Origin of the sequence: Nitrospina gracilis Nb-211 (assembly GCF_021845525.1) — a bacterium.
Classification (GTDB): Bacteria; Nitrospinota; Nitrospinia; order Nitrospinales; family Nitrospinaceae; genus Nitrospina; species Nitrospina gracilis_A.
Window position 1 is genome coordinate 1,465,032 of sequence record NZ_JAKJKD010000001.1, and the last position, 17,920, is coordinate 1,482,951.

Genomic DNA, 17,920 nt, shown 5'->3' on the forward strand with positions numbered 1-17,920 from the left:
GCCTCACATTGCGGCGGAGGGCGATTTGTGACTGGTGCTCAGGTCGCGCCGTGGCACGGTGTCCTCCACAAACCTGCGGATCGCCTGCACGTTCTCCATGCAGACGGACGCCTCGCTTTCTTCGTTGGCGAACTTCACCCAGTCGGTACGGTGCAGAATCTCCAAAGCCCGTTGCCCCAGCTCCTCGGGAAAGTTTTTTCGCATCAAAAGATTCTGCATGATCTCTTCGGTAGTCCAGTCGAGGGCCGGCACGGAATACAGTGCTCCCAGGTAGCGGCGGAAGATTTCCGAAAGCTCGAAGTGGTGTTCGCGGCACCGCTCCTGTTCGATCAACTGTTTCGCGGCCAGCGCATCCAACTCCTCCAGCGCCACCTCGTGCGGTTCACGAACCACGGGTGTGGGTTTCCTTTCCCGGTGCGGGGGCTTTGCAAAAAATTTGCGTCCGATGAAGTACAGGAACATCAATCCCACCAGTCCCGCCAGCGCGTAGAGCGCATAACGCCGCCACGGCGGGGCCGCGCCGACGATGGGTTTGATGTCGCGGATGTCTTTTGGGTCGCCGTCCTTGAACAACACCGACCGCACCTCCACCACCGCCTTGGGGGCCTGGATCTCGCCGGGGATGGATCGCGACGGATCGTCCGGATGCGGTGCGGTGAAATGCACCGGTACTTCCGGAATGTTGTAATAGCCGACCTCCATTGCCCGGAACTGAAAGATGAACTCGTCGGTCACGTTTCCGTCGGGGAGCTGTTTGGTTTTCTCACCCTGGTCGAGAAACTCGAACTTTTCGAAATGCGGGAACGGGCTGGGTGGATTGATTTTGAAATTCGGAGCGTGTGTCACCGCCACCGTGTAGGTGACCGTGTCGCCAATGGTGGCGCTGTGCGGTTCGATCCGGGTGGTGGCGGTGACCGGGGAGGGCGGCGCGCCTTGTGCGAATGTTCCTGTGACGAACCCGAGCAGGGCGATCCCCATCCAGAGGGCGGTCATCCAATTTTTTGTGTCGTGTGCAGGTTGCCACATGACTCACGGATTCGCTTTCAACTGATGCAGACAGCCGTCGATGCGTTTGGTGCGGTCTTCCGACCACGGTGCATCTTTCGCCGCGGCCTCGGAATGAAAAAACCAGACCAGAGCTTCCTGGCAGTTGCCCCGTTCCATGTACAGGCCGCCCACGACGTAGGCCACGTTCGACCGCGTGTTCAGGTCGAGGTTCGGGTTTTCCAGGTACGCCTCGTACTGCGTGAGCGCCTGTTCGTACAAACCCGAGTCGCGCAGTTTGTCGGCGACGGTCAGTGCCTGCGTGTTCCACAGTGCGAGAGCAGAGGTTGTCTTCGGTTTGCTCTCGCCGGTGGACGACGACGTCGATTTCTTGAACAGCATGGCGGTGAAGATGCCGAACGCGATGAAGGTGACAACGGTGAGGCCGATGACAAAGACCTTGAGCTTCGTGCTCACCCCTTCGGTCGGGATATTGAACGAGGCCGGCGCTTCTTCCGCTACCGGTTCCACGGGGTTCGCGGAACGGGTCGGCGGCAGTTTCGGGCCGGTGGGGTTGTCCCCGGTGGTGCGTGAGTTGTGTTCGGTGGAATCGGTCATATGGCCTCAGTGTTTTTTTTCTCTCATTTTAAAGAACTGGATGATCGGGTTCACCAGCGACCGGTCGGAGCGGATCTCGATGCGGTCCACCCCGGCGGAGCGCAGGGCGGCCTGGAGTTCGCGCCCTTCGCGCTCTTTTTCGCCAGCGTAGCGTTTGCGAAGATCGGGGTCGCTGGTGTCCACCCACACCGCCTCGCCGGTCTCCGCATCTTCCAGGTGCACCAGCCCGGCGTCGGGCAGTTCCACCTCGCGCGGGTCGAGGATGTGGATGGCGACGAGGTCGTGCTTCTTCCGCGCCCGGCGCAGTCGGTCCATGTAATCCTCTGCCTGGAAGTCGGAGATGAGGAAGGCGATGGATTTCCGTTTCTGCACCCGCAACAGGTATTCGAGCGGCAGGTTGAGGTTCGTCCGGTGGCCTTCCGGTTCGAAGGTGAGGATGGTGCGGATGACGTTCCAGATGTGGGCGCGGCCCTTCTGCGGGCGGATGAAATGTTCGATCTGGTCGGAGAACACGATCAACCCCACCTTGTCGTTGTTCTTGATGGCGGCGAATGCGAGGATCGAGGCCACCTCCGCCGCCACTTCGTTTTTGAACGCGTAGTGAGAGCCGAATCCGCCGGAACCGCTCACGTCCACCATCAGCATCACCGTCAACTCCCGCTCCTCGCGGTATTCCTTGATGAACGGGTGGTCCAGCCGGGCGGTCACGTTCCAGTCGATGCGCCGGATGTCGTCGCCGGGCTGGTACTCGCGCACTTCGTTGAACTCCATGCCGTGGCCTTTGAAGGCGGATACGTATTCGCCCGCCATCATGTGGTTGACGAGGTGATTGGTTTTCACCTGGATGTCGCGGATTTTCCGAATCAACTCGGAGGAAATCTCCAGCGCGTCGCGGCTGTGCGGCGTCGGGGGTGGTGCCGGTCTGAACGGTGCCGATATTTTTTCAAACAGGTTGGCGAACATGGCGGTTCCTCCTTCAGGGAACTTCCACGGTATCGAAGATCTTTTTCAGCACATCGTCGGAGGTGATGTTCTCGGCCTCCGCCTCGTAGGTGAGGATGATGCGGTGGCGCAGGATATCGAAGCCGATGGTCTTGATATCGTGCGGCACCACGAAGCCGCGCCCCTGCATGAAAGCGTACGCCTTCGCCACACGGTTGAGGAAGATCGAAGCCCGCGGCGAGGCTCCATAGTCGATCATGCTTGCCAGGTTCTCCAACCGGTATTCGCCGGGAAAACGGGTGGCGTTGACCAGATTCACGATGTAGTCCTGCAGGTTGTCGTCGATGTAAATCTCGTCGAACACCGCGCGCGCGGCCAAGATGTCTTTGGGATGGATCACCGGTTTGATTTCGATTTTGTGATTGGTGGTGGACATGCGTTGCAGGATGCGCTTTTCCTCGTCCTTGGAGGGGTAGCCGATCTTGAGCTTGAACAGAAAGCGGTCCACCTGCGCCTCCGGCAGAGGGTAGGTGCCTTCCTGCTCGATGGGATTCTGCGTCGCCATCACCAGAAACGGTTGTTCCAGGGGAAAAGTTTCTCCGCCAATCGTGATCTGCCGCTCCTCCATTGCCTCCAGAAGGGCGCTCTGCACCTTGGCCGGGGCGCGGTTGATCTCGTCCGCCAGAATGATGTTGGCGAACAGCGGGCCTTTTTTGATGACGAATTCGCCGGTCTTCGGCTGGTAGATCTGGGTGCCGATGAGGTCTGCAGGCAGGAGGTCCGGCGTGAACTGGATACGCTTGTAGCTGGCTTCAATGGTCTGCGCCAGGGTCTTGACGGCAGTGGTTTTGGCCAGCCCCGGCACGCCTTCGACCAGGATGTGCTCGTTGGTCAGCAGGCCCAGAATGAGGCGCTCGATCAGGTAGCGCTGGCCTACCATGATGCGCTCCATCTCCTCCACGATGGCCTGCACGAAATGACTGGCCTGTTTGACCTTATCGGTGATCTCCTGAATGTCTTGCGGCATCGGTGCAATCCTGAATAAAATGAAGACGTAACAATATAACAACCCCGGGATGGGGCCACAACTCCTGATGGCGCGGGCCGGACCCTGCCGGGTAAAATTATATCTTTACAAAAATGTTGATTTTTCTACAATAGGCGATTCATGTCTTCGAATCCGTGACAGTCCTTTTAAAGAATTGAGCCATGGCAGATACCGAATCGATCATCAAGGAAGGCCTGAATATCGAGAACAGCGAACTCGATCTGCGTGAACGTGAAATCGGCGATGAGGAGCTGAAAAGCATCGTCCAAAGCGACCAGATCAAGGGCGTGACTGCGATATTTCTGGAGTTCAACGAGGTTGGCGACGAAGGCGTTCAGGCCCTGCTCGACTGCAAGGAAATGAAAAACCTCACCGTCCTCAACCTGTTTAAAAACAAGGTGACGGACGCCGGACTAGCCGCTATGTGCAAGTCCAAAACCATGCTCAACCTGTCCGAGCTGATCCTGAGCGACAACAAGATCACCGCCGAAGGCGCGAAGGCGCTTGCCAAGTCCACCATTCTGGGCAACCTGGTTTCGCTTTGGGTGGGCGACGGGCTGGAAGACGAGGGTGCGGTCGCTATCGCCCAGTCGGAGACGCTGACGCGCCTCAACCTGCTTTCCCTGTACCGCAACAACGTCGGCGACGAAGGGGCCACGGCCATTGCGCGTTCCAAAAACCTGTCGAAACTGACCGAACTCAACCTCAACTGGAATTACATCGAGCCGGATGGGGCGGTCGCCCTGGCGGAGTCGGAGACGCTCAAGAATCTCCAGCAGTTGACCATGACGTACAACCCCATCGGCGACCGCGGCGTGGAGGCCATCGCCAAATCCGAATGCATGCGCAACCTGACCCTGCTCGATCTGTATGAAACCGAGATCACGGACAAAGGCGCGCGCGCCATTGCGGAGTCCAAAGTCCTGTCCAATCTGGAAACCCTGATCCTCGTGCACAACGATATCAGCGAGGAAGTGCAGGAGCTGATCCAGAATTCGGAAAATCTGCCCAAGCTGTCCAAAGTGGTGTTCCGGCTCACCCCCGCCGAGCATTGACCCCGGAATTGGGTGGCCTCTTTACAGGCTCGCGTTTCGGGAGGGGGAGGGCTATAGACCTCACGCCATCGAATACCGTTTCTCAAACAGTGTTTCTCTAAGGATCGACGCGAATCATGTTTACGGGTGAAAAACCGGATTTGATGGACATCTGGCCGTTCAGCGAAAACAGCATCTATGTTGTGGGCAAGGACGGCATCCCCCAATACTACGACGGCGAGTTCTGGACGCCCGAACGTACGGAAAACACCAATCCCCTCATGGGCATCTGGGCCGCGCACGAGAACTGCATTTACGCGGTCGGCATCGGCGGCGTGGTCATTCATTACGATGGTAAAGAGTGGACGCAGATCGACACCGGCAACTACGACTCCCTGAACTCGCTCTACGGCTACGACGAATCGCACCTGTTCATCTTCGGCGTCGGCGGCCGCGTGCTGTTCTGGAACGGCACGTCCTGGGAGTACCGCGAACCCAACACCATCCACGATCTGTTCGGTTTCTGGGGCGCCGACATCAACCAGATCCACGCTGTCGGCGGCGAGGGCATCTACCGTTTTTATGACGGCAAAACCTTTCACCGCCGCGAGGAGTTGACCGACGAGCAGACTTCGCTCTACGGCATCTGGGGCGCCAGCGCCAACAGCGTCTATACCGTGGGCTCGTTCGGCACCATCCTGCATTTCGACGGCAACGAATGGACCCGTATGGAAACCGGCACCGAGGAATACATCCTCGCCATCTGGGGGACCTCCGACGACAACATCTTCGCCGTGGGCGACGCTTCCACCCTGTTGCACTATGACGGCAAGGTCTGGACGCAGATGGAAATTCCTTTCGACTCCTACTTCGCCAAGGTGCGGGGACTCGCCCCCGACAAGGTCTGGGCATGCGGAGAAAATGGTTGCGTCATCTTCTACGATGGCAAACAATGGCACGACGTTTCGCTGTGACCGCGCAATTCACGCGGCATCGAACTGCTGAATTTTCAAACGGGGACAGGACATGAGCCAGTTGACGACCAGCAACCTGCTGTCGGTGTACGGCTTTGGCGCCGACAACGTGTTCATCGGTGGCGCGGAAGGCACCTGTTTGCACTGGAACGGCAAGGAGTGGAACAAGATCGACACCGGCGGACGCTGGACCCTCAAGCGCATGTGGGGCACCGCGCCGGACAACCTCTACGCCGTCTGCACCGACGGCAAGATCATCCGCTACAATGGCAAAGAATGGAAGGCGGAAGACACCGACAGCCTGCCTCCCATGTCCGGCATCTGGGGATTGAGCGAGAACGAAATCTACGCCTGTTGCCGCATCGGCAAAATCCTCAAGTACGACGGCCATAACTGGAAGTTCATGTCCAGCGGCACGCAGACCGACATCGCCGCTGTCTGGGGCTCGGACCGGGACAACATGTACGCCGTCGGCTTCGACGGGCTGGTGCTCAAACTGCATGGCGACGAGTGGAAGCGCATGACCTTCAACTCCAACGCCGAGCTGTACAGCATCTACGGATTCGGCCCCCGGGACATGTATTTCGCCGGTTCTTTCGGCACGCTGATTCATTTTAATGGTAATGATTTCAATGTGATGCCAACACCCGTCGAGGATTTTTTCCTGGACGTGTGGGGTCCCAATGAAGACCTCGTGTTCGCCGTCGGCGACGTCGGCCTGATTCTCTACCGCGATGGCGACCAGTGGACGCGCATCGAGTCCAACACCGAGGAATACCTCACCGCCATCTGGGGCCCGGACGAAAACGACATGTACGCGGTGGGCGACAACGGCCTCGTCCTGCACTGGGACGGCGAGGACTGGAAGGAAGTGGAGTAGGGGACTGGCACCCTTGCGCCGCTGGACCCGTTCCGCCCTGTTTGGGAGCGCCCCTCCGGCTCCCGCGCGGGCCCGCGCAATCGGCTTGACACCCTCCGCTCCACAGTGGTACTGTCACTAGACTAACTCATTGAAAATAGACCCTTTTTAAAAGGCCTTTTTCGTGTAGCACAGTGCGTCTGTGCTTTTTTTGTTTGCAATGTACAAACCCTCTCTCGATGACTTCAAGGCCAAGGCGAAACAGGGCAACCTGATTCCGGTTTACAAGGAAATCCTCGCCGATTTGGATACGCCCGTTTCGGCGTTTATGAAAATCCGCGACGGCATGCACGCCTTCCTTTTGGAAAGCGTCGAGGGTGGCGACAAGTGGGCGCGCTACTGTTTTCTCGGGTGCAACCCTTCCACCGTCATCCAGACCAAAGGCGACACGGTCACCGTTCACACCTCCGGCCAGAACGAAACCAAACAACTGAACGGCGAACAACCGTTGTCGGTGCTTAAAGAATTGCTGTCGCAGTACCAGCCGGTGGCGGTGGAAGGCCTGCCGCGTTTCTCCGGCGGAGCGGTGGGATTCATCGGCTACGACATGGTGCGCTACTTCGAGGACCTGCCGAATCAGACGGAGGACGACCTTAATATCCCGGATTCCTACTTCGTCATCACCGACACGCTTCTCGTGTTCGATAACGTGACGCAGACCATCAAGATCGTTTCCAACGCGCACACGCCGGGGCGCGACCTCGACGAGTTATATCTGGAGACGACGGGCAAGATTCAGGCGCTGGAGCGCTTGCTCCGCAAGGACCTGTCGCACCACAGCAATGGCGGCCAGCCTTCGGCGCAGAGCGGTCACGCCAAAATTTATTCCAATTTCGAGGAAGAGGATTTCAAAAAAGCGGTCCTCAAGGTGAAGGACTACATCCGCGAAGGCGACGCCATCCAGGTGGTGCTGGCGCAGAGGCTCCGCTTCGAGCTCAAGCAGGACCCGTTTGTGCTGTACCGCGCGCTCCGCACCATCAACCCGTCGCCGTACATGTATTACCTCAGCTTCGGCGACATGCAGGTGGTGGGATCGTCGCCGGAGGTGCTGGTGCGGCTGGAGGGGAAGGACGTCGAGGTGCGGCCCATCGCTGGCACGCGCAAGCGCGGCAAAAACGAGGACGAGGACCAGGCGCTGGAAAAGGACCTTTTGCAGGACGAGAAGGAACTGGCCGAGCACATCATGCTGGTGGACCTGGGCCGCAACGATCTCGGCCGAGTGTCAGAGATCCGCAGTGTGGAGGTGAACGAGAAGTTCACCATCGAACGGTATTCGCACGTCATGCACATTGTTTCCAACGTTCGCGGTATATTGAAGGAAGGTCTCGACTGCTTCGACGTGCTGTCTGCGGCGTTCCCGGCGGGCACGGTGTCCGGCGCGCCCAAGATCCGCGCCATGGAAATCATCGAGGAACTGGAACCCACGCGGCGCGGCCTGTATGCCGGGGCGGTGGGCTACATCAGCTTCAACGGCAACATGGACACGGCCATCGCCATTCGCACGCTGGTGGTGAAAAACCAGACCGGGTATCTCGGCGTCGGCGCGGGCATCGTTGCCGACTCGGTGCCGGAAAAGGAATTCGAGGAAACCATGAACAAGGGCAGGGCCATGCTCAAGGCGGTGGAACTGGCGGAAAAGGGATTGGTCTTATGATCCTGATGATCGACAATTACGATTCGTTCACCTACAACCTCGTGCAGTACCTGGGGGAGCTGGGGGCGGACATCCGCGTGCACCGCAACGACAAGATCACGGTGGAGGAGATCGAACGGCTCGCGCCGGAGAAGATCGTGATCTCTCCCGGACCCTGCACCCCCGCCAAGGCCGGGGTGTCCAAGGACGTGGTGCGGCACTTCGCTGGAAAAATTCCGCTCCTGGGCGTGTGCCTGGGGCACCAGTCGGTGGCGGAAGCCTTCGGCGGCAAAATAGTGAAGGCCGCGAAACTGATGCACGGCAAGACGTCGCAGATCCACCACGACAACAAAACCCTGTTCAAGGGCCTGCCCAATCCGTTCGAAGCGACGCGGTATCATTCGTTGATCGTGGAACGGGAGTCGCTCCCCGACTGTTTCGAGGTGTCGGCGTGGACGGCGGAAGGCGAGATCATGGGCATCCGCCATAAGGAACTGCCGATCGAGGGCGTGCAGTTCCACCCGGAATCGATCCTCACGGTGTACGGCAAGAACCTTCTGAAAAATTTTCTGGACTCGCCGGGCCTGCCGGCGGGACACATCGATGGACGCACACAGCATTCTTCATAAAGCGGTCGATGGCTGTGACCTGACCGAAGATGAGACGATCCGCGTCATGACGCTCGTCATGGAGGGCAAGGTGGAGCGGTCGTTCCTCGGCGCGTTTCTGACCGCACTCCGCATGAAGGGTGAGACCGTTCCGGAGATCACCGGCGCGGCGAAAGTGATGCGCGAAAAAGCGGAGCGGCTCGATGTGGATGGCCAGCACGCGGTGGACACCTGCGGCACCGGCGGCGACGGGGCGAACACGTTCAACATCTCCACCGCCGTGGCGTTCGTGGTGGCGGGGGCGGGCATCACCGTCGCCAAACACGGCAACCGCGCGGTGTCCAGCCGGTCGGGCAGCGCCGATGTGTTGCGATGCCTGGGCGTCAATATCGAAGCCGAAAAATCCGTCGTCGAAAAATGTTTGAAGGATGCGGGCATTGCGTTCCTGTTCGCACCGTCGATGCACAAGGCGATGAAGCACGCCGCCGACGTGCGCCGCGAACTGGGATTCCGCACCCTCTTCAACCTGCTTGGACCGCTGACCAATCCGGCGGGCGTCAAGGCGCAGGTGGTGGGGGTGTTCGATGCGAAATGGGCGGAACCCTTGGCCAGCGTTTTGGACAAGCTGGGTTGCCGCCACGCCTTTGTGGTGCACGGTGAGGACGGACTGGATGAGATCACGCTCACCGGACCGACAAAAATCGCGGAACTCAAAGACGGCAAAGTCAACGCGTACGTGCTGAACCCGCAGGATTTGGGATTGACGCTGTGCCGGGCGGAGGACCTGAAAGGCGGCGATGCGGAAGACAATGCCGAACTGGTGCGCGGCGTCTTGGCAGGTGTGCCCGGTCCGAAACGCGACATCGTCCTGCTCAATGCCGCCGCGGCCATTGTCGCCGCGGGCAGGGCAGAAGATTTGAAAGCGGGCATCGACGTTGCCCGCCAGTCCATCGATTCCGGAGCGGCCAGGCAGAAGCTGGAAGACCTGTGCCGCCTCAGCAACCAGCGCCCGGTCAACGTGCCGTAGAGGACCGATCATGGGAAACATTCTCGACACCATCTTCGAGCACAAGAAAGACGACGTCGCCACGGCGAAACGCGAGCGGCCGCTCTCCGAGTTGAAGGGGCGGTTGAGCCTGGTGCCGAAGGCACAGGATGTGCTGGGCCTTTTATCCAGGAAAGGCGAAGGCTCGAACATCATCGCCGAGATCAAGCGGCGCACGCCGTTCAAGGGCGACCTGGTGCAGGACTTCGATGCGATGAAAATCGCGAAGGAATACGCGGACAACGGTGCGTCGGCGATTTCCATCCTGACCGACAATAAATTTTTTGGCGGCAGTCTGGAGTATCTTCAGCAGGCCAAGCAGGAAGTGGGTGCGCCTCTTTTGCGCAAGGATTTCATCTACACCGAGTACCAGGTGTACGAGTCGCGGGCGTTCGGAGCGGATTTTTATCTGCTCATCGCCACCTCGCTCGACAAGAACCAGTTGAGGGACCTGATGGCGCTGGGACAGGAGCTTGGGTTCACGGCGCTGGTCGAGACGCACAACGAAAAGGATCTGGAGAAGGCGCTGTACGCCGACGCGAAACTGCTCGGCATCAACAACCGCGACCTGACCACAGGGAAAACCGACCTCGCCGTGTCGCGCCGCCTGCTGGGTCAACTGAAAGGACTGGGCGGGCTGTGCCTGGTGTGCGAAAGCGGCATCTACGAACGCGCCCACATCGAGGAATTCGAATCGCTCGGCATGCACGCGTTTTTGATCGGCGAGAGCCTGATGAAGGCGGACTGCATCTCCGAAAAATTACAGGAACTGCGCGGCCATGACAAAACGTCCGTTTCCGGTTAAAGTCAAGGTCTGCGGCATGACCTCGCTGGAAGACGCGAGGCATGCGGTGGAGTGCGGCGCGGATGCGGTCGGCTTCATCTTCTACAAAAAAAGCCCGCGTGCGGTGACGGTGAAACAGGCGAAAGCCATCACCGACAAACTGCCGCCGTTCGTGCAACGGGTCGGCGTGTTCGTCAACGAAACCGCCGAGGTCATCGAACGCACGGTGAAGGCCTGCGGACTCGACGTGGTGCAGTTGCACGGCGACGAAACGCCCGCATTCTGCAAACGCATTGCGGGCAAGGTGGTGAAAGCCGTGCGTGTGAAGGATGCGGCATCGGTCAAGGACCTGTCGCGTTATGCCGTCTCTGCGTTTCTGCTCGACGCCTACAAAGAAGGCGAGTGGGGCGGTACCGGCGAGCGTTTCAACTGGAACCTCGTCAAGCAGGCACGGAAACACGGTCCGGTGATCCTCGCGGGTGGGCTTGATCCGGAAAACGTCGCCGAGGGCATTCGCGTGTGCCGGCCCTACGGCGTGGACGTGTGTTCCGGTGTGGAGTCGAAGCCGGGAAAAAAAAATAAAAAGAAAGTGCGCGAATTCATCGAAGCCGTAAGAGGAATGTGACCATGGCTCAACCAAAAGATTACACCAGCGTCCCGGATGAGAAGGGACACTTCGGCCAGTTTGGCGGCAAGTACGTCATCGAAACGTTGATGCCCGCGCTCACCGAGCTGGAGAAAATTTACAACGAAACCAAGCAGGACCCGGAGTTCCAGCGCGAACTCAAATACTACCTCGAACAGTACGTGGGGCGTCCGTCGCCGTTGTACTTCGCCGAAAACCTGACGCGTCAACTGGGCGGGGCCAAAGTTTACCTGAAGCGCGAAGACCTCAACCACACCGGCGCGCACAAGATCAACAACACCATCGGCAGTGCCCTGCTTACCAGGCGCATGGGCAAGAAGCGCGTCATCGCCGAGACGGGAGCGGGACAGCACGGCGTCGCCACGGCTACGGCGGCGGCCTTGTTCGATCTCGAATGCGAGGTGTTCATGGGCGAGGAGGACATTCGCAGGCAGGCGCTCAACGTGTTCCGCATGAAACTGCTGGGAGCAAAGGTCACTCCCGTCACTTCCGGAACGCGCACGCTCAAGGACGCCACCAGCGAAGCCATCCGCAACTGGATCACCACCGTCGAGACCACGCACTACATCATCGGCTCCGTTGTGGGGCCGCACCCGTTTCCCATGATCGTGCGCGACTTCCAGAAGATCATCGGCGAGGAGGCGAAGCGGCAGTTGCAGGAAGTCGAAGGGCGGCTGCCGGACATCTGCGTTGCCTGCGTCGGCGGCGGCAGCAATTCCCTCGGCCTGTTCTATCCCTTCGTCAACGATGAGTCCGTAAAACTGATGGGCGTCGAGGCGGCGGGCCACGGTATTGAAACCGGCAAGCATGGCGCATCGCTCGGTCACGGCGGGGTGGGTGTCCTGCACGGCATGAAGAGTTACCTGTTGTTCGACGAGGACGGGCAGATCCACGAAGCGCATTCCATCTCGGCCGGACTCGACTACCCCGGCGTCGGTTGCGAACACAGTTATTACCGCGAGACGGGCCGGGCGGAGTATGTATCGATCACCGACGAGGAAGCGCTGGAAGGATTCAAACTGCTGTCGAGGGCCGAAGGCATCATTCCGGCTCTCGAATCCGCGCACGCCATCGCGCAGGTGGCGAAGATCGCACCGAAGATGAAGAAGGACGAGATCATCGTGCTCTGCCTGTCGGGACGCGGCGACAAGGACGTCAACCAGGTGTCGGAATTTCTGGGGGATCAACTGTGAACCGTATCGAACAGCGCATTGAAGATTTGAAGGCGAAAAAACAGAAAGCCCTGGTGGCGTTCATCACTGCGGGCGATCCCAGCCTCAACGCCACGAAAGACATCTTTCAGGTGATCGAGGAAAACGGAGCGGACATCGTGGAGCTCGGCGTGCCCTTCTCCGATCCGCTGGCCGACGGACCCGTCATCCAGGCCGCGTCGCAACGCTCGCTCAAAAGCGGCACCACGCTGAAAAAGATTCTGGCGCTGGTGGCCGATCTGCGTAAAACCTCCGAGCTTCCCATCGTTCTCATGACCAGCTACAACCCGGTGTTCGTGTACGGCGAGGAAGCGTTTGTGAACGATGCCGTGGCCGCGGGCGTGGACGGCGTCATTGTGCCCGACCTGCCGCCGGAGGAAGCGGCGACGTTCGAGTCCTTTGCCAACAACAAAGGTCTGCGCGTCATCTACCTGCTCGCGCCCACCAGCACGCCCGACCGCGTGCGCATGATTTCCGAAAGAAGCCGTGGTTTCATCTACTATATTTCGCTCACCGGCGTCACCGGCATGCAGAGCAAATTCAGCAGCAATTTGCAGTCGCGCCTCGACGAAGTGAAAAAAATCACCTCGCATCCGGTGATGATCGGTTTCGGCATCTCCGGACCCGAAGAGGCAAAGGAAGCGTCGCAGATGTCCGATGGTGTGATCGTCGGCAGTGCCATCGTGAAACTCATCGACCAGTGTGCCAGCCCCGAAGAGCGCAAGGAGAAGGTCGGCCGTTTCATTGCCAGCATCAAAAGCGCCCTCAACGGAGCCTGAGCCGCAGGGGGCTTCCCATGTCTTCCAGAATCTCCGTCATCCTGCCCGCGTTCAACGAAGAGCAGTCCATCGGGCTGGTGCTGGATGATTTGCCGAAAGACCGCCTGCACCAGATCATCGTGGTGGACAACCGCTCCACGGATGCCACCGCCGAAGTGGCGAGAGGACACGGCGCAACGGTGGTTTCCGAGCCGCGCCGCGGTTACGGAAGCGCCTGCCTGAAAGGCATCGCCGCGCTGGACCATCCCGACATCGTCGTCTTCCTCGACGCCGACTACAGTGATTATCCCGAAGAGATCGATTTGCTCGTTCAGCCCATTGAGGCCGGGGAGCAGGATTTTGTTTTGGGGAGCAGGATGCTGTTGAAGGAAAGCAGGAGGGCGCTTCTGCCACAGGCGCGGTATGGCAACAAACTCGCCGTGTTCCTCATTCAATTGTTTTTCGGACACCGTTATACGGACCTGGGACCGTTTCGGGCGATCCGGTATTCTTCGTTGATGAAAATCGGGATGCAGGATACCAACTTCGGCTGGACGGTGGAGATGCAGATCAAGGCGGTGAAAAATAAACTGCGCATCCTGGAAGTGCCGGTGCGTTACCGCTGGCGCGTGGGTGTGTCGAAAATCACCGGCACGATTTCGGGAACTTTTAAAGCTGGGACAAAAATCATATACACCATCTTCAAATATCTGTTAACCTAGCGTAGCTATGTATTAGATCACAGCGTTAACCCTCTTTGTACGCTTACATGGTTTCTGTTCTGAATAGGGTGACAGGGGTTCTCGTTGCGCTGATTTTGCTGGGTTCCTCCGGAGCCGCCGCACAGGGAATCGATGAACTGGTCAAGCAGAGGCTCAGCCAGGACGGCACCAAGCTCGACTTGAGCGGGGTGAAAATCCGGTCTGCCGGAGCTGTGCGGCTGGCGGAAATGGAACTGCTGAAAACCGTCACCGACCTCAACCTTCAGAACAATCTCATCGAGGCCGAGGGCATGCAAGCCCTGGCCCAATCTCCTCACCTGACCAATCTCAAGAGCCTTGATCTCTGGGGCAACCTGCTGGGCGATGTGGGCGTGAAAGCGCTGACCGAATCGCCATACATCAAAAATCTCCAAACCCTGCAACTCTGGAAAAACGAAGTCGGCGAGCCGGGCATCCGCCTGATGTCGCAGTCTGACAACTTCCAGAAGCTGGAAACCCTCCTGCTCAACGACAATCTCATCACTCCGGACGCGATGGAGCACCTGGTCGAGACCAAAGCGTTTCCGAAGCTGACCACGCTCGGTCTGTTCCGTAATGAGATCGGACCGGACGGTGCGCGGATGCTGGCACAGGCCAAACACCTGACCTCTCTCAAAAATCTGTATCTGGGACAAAACAACATTCAGGATGAAGGGGCGATTGCAATTATTGAGTCACCGAATTTCCCGAATCTGGAGATGCTCGACCTCATACAAAACAGGTTGGGCGAACCCACGGTACGCGCCGTCTTCAAAACAAAACGCCAACGACAGATAGAAATAACGATACGGTGAACGCATGAACATTTCAGGTCGGAACCACGGACGAGACGCAGTCATCTTCCGGTGGGTCTGTCTGATTGTGTTGAGCGTTGTTCTGGGCGGTGCGGCGTTTCCCGGCGAAAAATCCTTTCCTTATTCGGACATTGGCGACGGACAACCGGCAATCCATGTGGCCTTGACGCTGGTGGATGGCGTGGCGGTGGATGCGGAAGGCAACATATTCATTTCCCACCGATCCAAAAACCGCATCCGCAAGATTGGTAAAAACGGCATCATCACCACCGTAGCGGGCAACGGCAACGCCGGGTTCCACGGAGACGACGGACCGGCTCTTGAAGCCGCACTCAATTTTCCCGCCGGATTGTGTCTCGATCCTGAAGGCAACCTGTACATTGCCGACCGCAACAACCACCGCGTCCGCAAGGTCGATACGGAAGGGATCATCACCACCGTCGCCGGAACCGGCGAGGCGGACTTTGGCACCGAGGAAGGCCCGGCGGTAGAAATCCCACTGCATTTTCCTTCGGACGTGGCGTGCGACTCCAAAGGCCATGTGTACATCTCCGACCGATCGAACAACCGCGTTTTGAAAATGGACCCGGAAGGCCAGATGGTCACCGTGGCGGGGGTGGGCATGGCGGGGTACGGTGGGGACTTCGGGCCGGCGATCGATGCGCTTCTCAAGTATCCGTTTGGCATTCACGTCGACGAAAACGGCAATCTGTACATCGCCGACCGTGGCAACAATCGCGTGCGCAAAGTGACGCCCGACGGCGTCATCGTTACTGTGGCGGGGGAGGGGACGCATTTTTTCAGCGGCGACTTCGGTCCGGCCACGCGCTCCAGCCTGGCGTATCCCACGGACGTGGTCACCGACGCTCGCGGCAACCTGTACATCGCCGACCGCAACAACAACCGCGTGCGCAAGGTGGATGAGAACGGCATCATCACCACCGTCATGGGCACGGGAAAGAACGAATACAACGGCGACAATGAAATCGCATCCGAAACGTCCCTGCACCTGCCGTTTGCACTGGCGATGACGCCGGATCAACACCTTCTCATCGTTGACCGCAACCACCACCGCGTGCGCAGTATGGACCTGACCCAGCATACGGTGCAGACCGTGGCGGGCAACGGGCAGGCGTTGTTCCGCGGCGATCACGGTCCCGGCCCCGGCGCTACCCTGGACGCGCCTTCGGGGATTGTGGTGGATAAGCAGGGGCACGTGATCTTTGCCGACAAGCAGGCGCACCGCCTGCGGGCCCTGGACAAGAAAGGATACATATATACCTACGCCGGAACCGGGCGCGAGGGCAACGAGGGCAACGGACACTCCGCCCATTTCGCGGCTCTGTTCATGCCGGAAAGCCTGGAGATCGACAGCCAGGATCGCCTGTACCTAATCTCTTCGCAGGGCAACAGCTGGTACGTGCGGCGCATTGACGAAAACGGCGTCATCGACCGCTTCGCCGGGAGCGGCGTGCTGGGCCATGCGGCAGATGGAGTGCCGGCAGTGAATGCGCCGCTGGGCGTGATCAAGGACGTGGCCGCCGGACCCGACGGCAAGGTGTACCTCGCCGATTACACCAACCGCGATATCCGCTGGGTGGACAAGCAGGGACGGATCCAAACATTGGCGAAGGAAGCGTGGCTCGCCATCGAGGACGGGGAGGTGCATCCCAATGGTCTTGCGGTGAACGATCAGGGAGACGTGTTCGTCTCCGATTCCGGGAGCAGTAAAATCCGCAAAGTCGATACTGAAGGCAATGTCACCACCTACGCGGGCGACGGCAGTTTCGAGGACAAAGGCGATGGGGGTCCGGCTTTGCTTGCAGGCATTCGTTCGCCGGGCGGGCTGGTCTTTTCTCCTTCCGGCGAACTGTACATCGCTGAAGAAAACACGCATCGCATCCGCAAGGTGGACAAAAACGGCATCATCACCACCGTGGCGGGGACGGGGGTGCAGGGCTTTTCGGGTGACGGAGGCCCGGCAACGGAAGCGCAATTGAAAAGCCCCTACGGCATGGCGTTTGATAAGGAAGGAAATCTGTATTTCACCGATCGCGACAACAACCGCGTCCGCCGGGTGGATACCAACGGTATCATCACCACCCTGGCAGGCAACGACAACTTCGGCTGGCTTCAGGACGGATTGGAAGTCCGCATCACGATCCAGAATTTCCCATGATCCCTTTCCGCACAACCCGGGCTCTGGTGTGGGCGGCACCCGCCCTGGCCGGGCTCGTGTGGTCGGGAACGGTGTGGGCGCTCAACATCAATGCGATCATCCTGAAAGAACTGAAGCAGAATGGAACGCACCTGAAGCTCAACTTCAGCGGCATGCTGGGCGATGACGGGGTGCGTCAACTGGCGCGGTCCCGCCTTTTGAAGAAAGTGGAAATGCTGGACCTCAATACCCACGATTTGGGCGATGCCGGGGCCCAGGCGCTGGCGGCTTCCAAATACCTGTCGCATTTGCAAACCCTGAATCTGTTCAACAACAATATCGGGCCGGAGGGCGCGGCGGCGCTGGCGTCTTCGGACAGGTTTCCTCAACTTTCCCACCTCAGCCTGTGGGGCAATCATATCGGCCGCGCGGGAGCGCGGGCCCTGGCTCAATCGGAAAACCTGCGGGAGCTGGTCCATCTGGATTTGTCCGGCAACGGCATCGACGATGCCGGGGTGGTGGCTCTGGCCAACTCCCCCGTACTGAAAAAGATCCGGGTTCTACGCCTGGACAAAAATCAGGTGGGGGACCGGGGGCTGGCCGCGCTGGCCGCCTCGCCTTATCTTGAAAACCTGGAAATCCTTTCCCTGTCTCACAACGAAATCGGCGTGGAGGGCATGAAGGCCCTTGCGGAATCTCCGTATATTCGTAAACTGAAGCAACTCCGATTGGAGCGCAACCGGGCTGGCGACGGGGTGACGGATTACCTCGCGGGTTCGGAGGTGTTTTCAAACCTGGAGGAATTGGACCTGCAATGGAACGGCATCACGGAAACCGGGGCCCGCACCTTGGCCAGGTCCACCGTGCTGACCCGCCTGACCCGCCTGTACCTGTGGGGTAATGAAATCGGCAATGCCGGGGTGCGGGCCATCAAGGAATCCAATACCCTGAAGAACGTGGGCAATGACATTTACCCCTCCCTGGATTAGATAGCAAGAGGAAG

18 protein-coding genes are annotated in these 17,920 nt (G+C 59.1%); 14 read left to right on the forward strand and 4 right to left on the reverse strand.

Annotated elements, in window-relative coordinates:
• Window positions 1–3: 3 nt before the first annotated feature.
• Genes J2S31_RS06945 through J2S31_RS06960 form a run of 4 tightly spaced genes read right to left on the reverse strand, consistent with a single transcriptional unit; the run spans window position 4 to window position 3,571 of the window.
• Complete coding sequence (locus tag J2S31_RS06945) at window positions 4–993, reverse strand: hypothetical protein (RefSeq protein WP_237098354.1); 990 nt, start codon at window positions 991–993, stop codon at window positions 4–6.
• 36 nt (window positions 994–1,029) lie between these two features.
• A complete protein-coding gene (locus tag J2S31_RS06950) occupies window positions 1,030–1,602 on the reverse strand; it encodes a hypothetical protein (protein WP_237098355.1) in 573 nt (190 codons plus the stop codon).
• A 6-nt stretch (window positions 1,603–1,608) separates the two neighbouring features.
• The gene (locus tag J2S31_RS06955; RefSeq protein ID WP_237098356.1) at window positions 1,609–2,565 is read right to left on the reverse strand and encodes a DUF58 domain-containing protein; all 957 of its coding nucleotides are present in this window, start codon (window positions 2,563–2,565) and stop codon (window positions 1,609–1,611) included.
• Window positions 2,566–2,578: 13 nt separating this feature from the next.
• Window positions 2,579–3,571, reverse strand: a complete 993-nt coding sequence (locus J2S31_RS06960; protein WP_237098357.1) for an AAA family ATPase — start codon at window positions 3,569–3,571, stop codon at window positions 2,579–2,581.
• Between the two features lie 182 nt (window positions 3,572–3,753).
• On the opposite strand from J2S31_RS06960, the gene J2S31_RS06965 reads away from it, so the two are divergent.
• From J2S31_RS06965 to J2S31_RS07030, 14 genes are all read left to right on the forward strand, one after another.
• Window positions 3,754–4,647 (forward strand): hypothetical protein, encoded by an 894-nt coding sequence (locus J2S31_RS06965; protein WP_237098358.1) that lies wholly within the window; start codon window positions 3,754–3,756, stop codon window positions 4,645–4,647.
• Window positions 4,648–4,763: 116 nt separating this feature from the next.
• The gene (locus J2S31_RS06970) at window positions 4,764–5,600 is read left to right on the forward strand and encodes a sialidase family protein (protein ID WP_237098359.1); all 837 of its coding nucleotides are present in this window, start codon (window positions 4,764–4,766) and stop codon (window positions 5,598–5,600) included.
• Window positions 5,601–5,652: 52 nt separating this feature from the next.
• Entirely contained in the window at window positions 5,653–6,480 is an 828-nt protein-coding gene (locus J2S31_RS06975) for a WD40/YVTN/BNR-like repeat-containing protein (RefSeq protein ID WP_237098360.1), read from the forward strand.
• Window positions 6,481–6,679: 199 nt separating this feature from the next.
• Window positions 6,680–8,173, forward strand: coding sequence for an anthranilate synthase component I (gene trpE / locus J2S31_RS06980; RefSeq protein ID WP_237098361.1), 1,494 nt, complete (start codon window positions 6,680–6,682; stop codon window positions 8,171–8,173).
• Window positions 8,170–8,781: an aminodeoxychorismate/anthranilate synthase component II gene (pabA, locus tag J2S31_RS06985; protein ID WP_237098362.1), complete on the forward strand. Its 612-nt coding sequence runs from the start codon at window positions 8,170–8,172 to the stop codon at window positions 8,779–8,781. The genes trpE and pabA overlap by 4 nt, the downstream gene beginning before the upstream one ends.
• Window positions 8,756–9,787: an anthranilate phosphoribosyltransferase gene (gene trpD, locus J2S31_RS06990; RefSeq protein ID WP_237098363.1), complete on the forward strand. Its 1,032-nt coding sequence runs from the start codon at window positions 8,756–8,758 to the stop codon at window positions 9,785–9,787. The genes pabA and trpD overlap by 26 nt, the downstream gene beginning before the upstream one ends.
• Before the next feature lie 10 nt (window positions 9,788–9,797).
• Window positions 9,798–10,610: an indole-3-glycerol phosphate synthase TrpC gene (gene trpC / locus J2S31_RS06995; RefSeq protein WP_237098364.1), complete on the forward strand. Its 813-nt coding sequence runs from the start codon at window positions 9,798–9,800 to the stop codon at window positions 10,608–10,610.
• The gene (locus J2S31_RS07000; protein ID WP_237098365.1) at window positions 10,585–11,214 is read left to right on the forward strand and encodes a phosphoribosylanthranilate isomerase; all 630 of its coding nucleotides are present in this window, start codon (window positions 10,585–10,587) and stop codon (window positions 11,212–11,214) included. The genes trpC and J2S31_RS07000 overlap by 26 nt, the downstream gene beginning before the upstream one ends.
• Window positions 11,215–11,216: 2 nt before the next feature.
• Window positions 11,217–12,428 (forward strand): tryptophan synthase subunit beta, encoded by a 1,212-nt coding sequence (trpB, locus tag J2S31_RS07005; protein ID WP_237098366.1) that lies wholly within the window; start codon window positions 11,217–11,219, stop codon window positions 12,426–12,428.
• Entirely contained in the window at window positions 12,425–13,225 is an 801-nt protein-coding gene (gene trpA, locus J2S31_RS07010) for a tryptophan synthase subunit alpha (protein WP_237098367.1), read from the forward strand. The genes trpB and trpA overlap by 4 nt, the downstream gene beginning before the upstream one ends.
• A gap of 17 nt (window positions 13,226–13,242) precedes the next feature.
• Window positions 13,243–13,926, forward strand: a complete 684-nt coding sequence (locus J2S31_RS07015; protein ID WP_237098368.1) for a glycosyltransferase family 2 protein — start codon at window positions 13,243–13,245, stop codon at window positions 13,924–13,926.
• Window positions 13,927–13,994: 68 nt separating this feature from the next.
• On the forward strand, window positions 13,995–14,759 hold the full coding sequence (locus tag J2S31_RS07020) for a hypothetical protein (RefSeq protein ID WP_237098369.1): 765 nt from the start codon (window positions 13,995–13,997) through the stop codon (window positions 14,757–14,759).
• Window positions 14,760–14,763: 4 nt separating this feature from the next.
• The gene (locus J2S31_RS07025; RefSeq protein ID WP_237098370.1) at window positions 14,764–16,938 is read left to right on the forward strand and encodes an NHL domain-containing protein; all 2,175 of its coding nucleotides are present in this window, start codon (window positions 14,764–14,766) and stop codon (window positions 16,936–16,938) included.
• Complete coding sequence (locus tag J2S31_RS07030) at window positions 16,935–17,906, forward strand: hypothetical protein (protein ID WP_237098371.1); 972 nt, start codon at window positions 16,935–16,937, stop codon at window positions 17,904–17,906. The genes J2S31_RS07025 and J2S31_RS07030 overlap by 4 nt, the downstream gene beginning before the upstream one ends.
• The last annotated feature ends 14 nt before the right edge of the window (window positions 17,907–17,920 follow it).

What these genes read in the sequence shown, in the direction of transcription:
- J2S31_RS06945 (WP_237098354.1), bottom strand. Translation starts at nt 993, where the DNA reads ATGACCGCCCTCTGGATGGGGATCGCCCTGCTCGGGTTCGTCACAGGA.
- J2S31_RS06950 (WP_237098355.1), bottom strand. Translation starts at nt 1,602, where the DNA reads ATGACCGATTCCACCGAACACAACTCACGCACCACCGGGGACAACCCC.
- J2S31_RS06955 (WP_237098356.1), bottom strand. Translation starts at nt 2,565, where the DNA reads ATGTTCGCCAACCTGTTTGAAAAAATATCGGCACCGTTCAGACCGGCA.
- J2S31_RS06960 (WP_237098357.1), bottom strand. Translation starts at nt 3,571, where the DNA reads ATGCCGCAAGACATTCAGGAGATCACCGATAAGGTCAAACAGGCCAGT.
- J2S31_RS06965 (WP_237098358.1), top strand. Translation starts at nt 3,754, where the DNA reads ATGGCAGATACCGAATCGATCATCAAGGAAGGCCTGAATATCGAGAAC.
- J2S31_RS06970 (WP_237098359.1), top strand. Translation starts at nt 4,764, where the DNA reads ATGTTTACGGGTGAAAAACCGGATTTGATGGACATCTGGCCGTTCAGC.
- J2S31_RS06975 (WP_237098360.1), top strand. Translation starts at nt 5,653, where the DNA reads ATGAGCCAGTTGACGACCAGCAACCTGCTGTCGGTGTACGGCTTTGGC.
- trpE (WP_237098361.1), top strand. Translation starts at nt 6,680, where the DNA reads ATGTACAAACCCTCTCTCGATGACTTCAAGGCCAAGGCGAAACAGGGC.
- pabA (WP_237098362.1), top strand. Translation starts at nt 8,170, where the DNA reads ATGATCCTGATGATCGACAATTACGATTCGTTCACCTACAACCTCGTG.
- trpD (WP_237098363.1), top strand. Translation starts at nt 8,756, where the DNA reads ATGGACGCACACAGCATTCTTCATAAAGCGGTCGATGGCTGTGACCTG.
- trpC (WP_237098364.1), top strand. Translation starts at nt 9,798, where the DNA reads ATGGGAAACATTCTCGACACCATCTTCGAGCACAAGAAAGACGACGTC.
- J2S31_RS07000 (WP_237098365.1), top strand. Translation starts at nt 10,585, where the DNA reads ATGACAAAACGTCCGTTTCCGGTTAAAGTCAAGGTCTGCGGCATGACC.
- trpB (WP_237098366.1), top strand. Translation starts at nt 11,217, where the DNA reads ATGGCTCAACCAAAAGATTACACCAGCGTCCCGGATGAGAAGGGACAC.
- J2S31_RS07015 (WP_237098368.1), top strand. Translation starts at nt 13,243, where the DNA reads ATGTCTTCCAGAATCTCCGTCATCCTGCCCGCGTTCAACGAAGAGCAG.
- J2S31_RS07025 (WP_237098370.1), top strand. Translation starts at nt 14,764, where the DNA reads ATGAACATTTCAGGTCGGAACCACGGACGAGACGCAGTCATCTTCCGG.
- J2S31_RS07030 (WP_237098371.1), top strand. Translation starts at nt 16,935, where the DNA reads ATGATCCCTTTCCGCACAACCCGGGCTCTGGTGTGGGCGGCACCCGCC.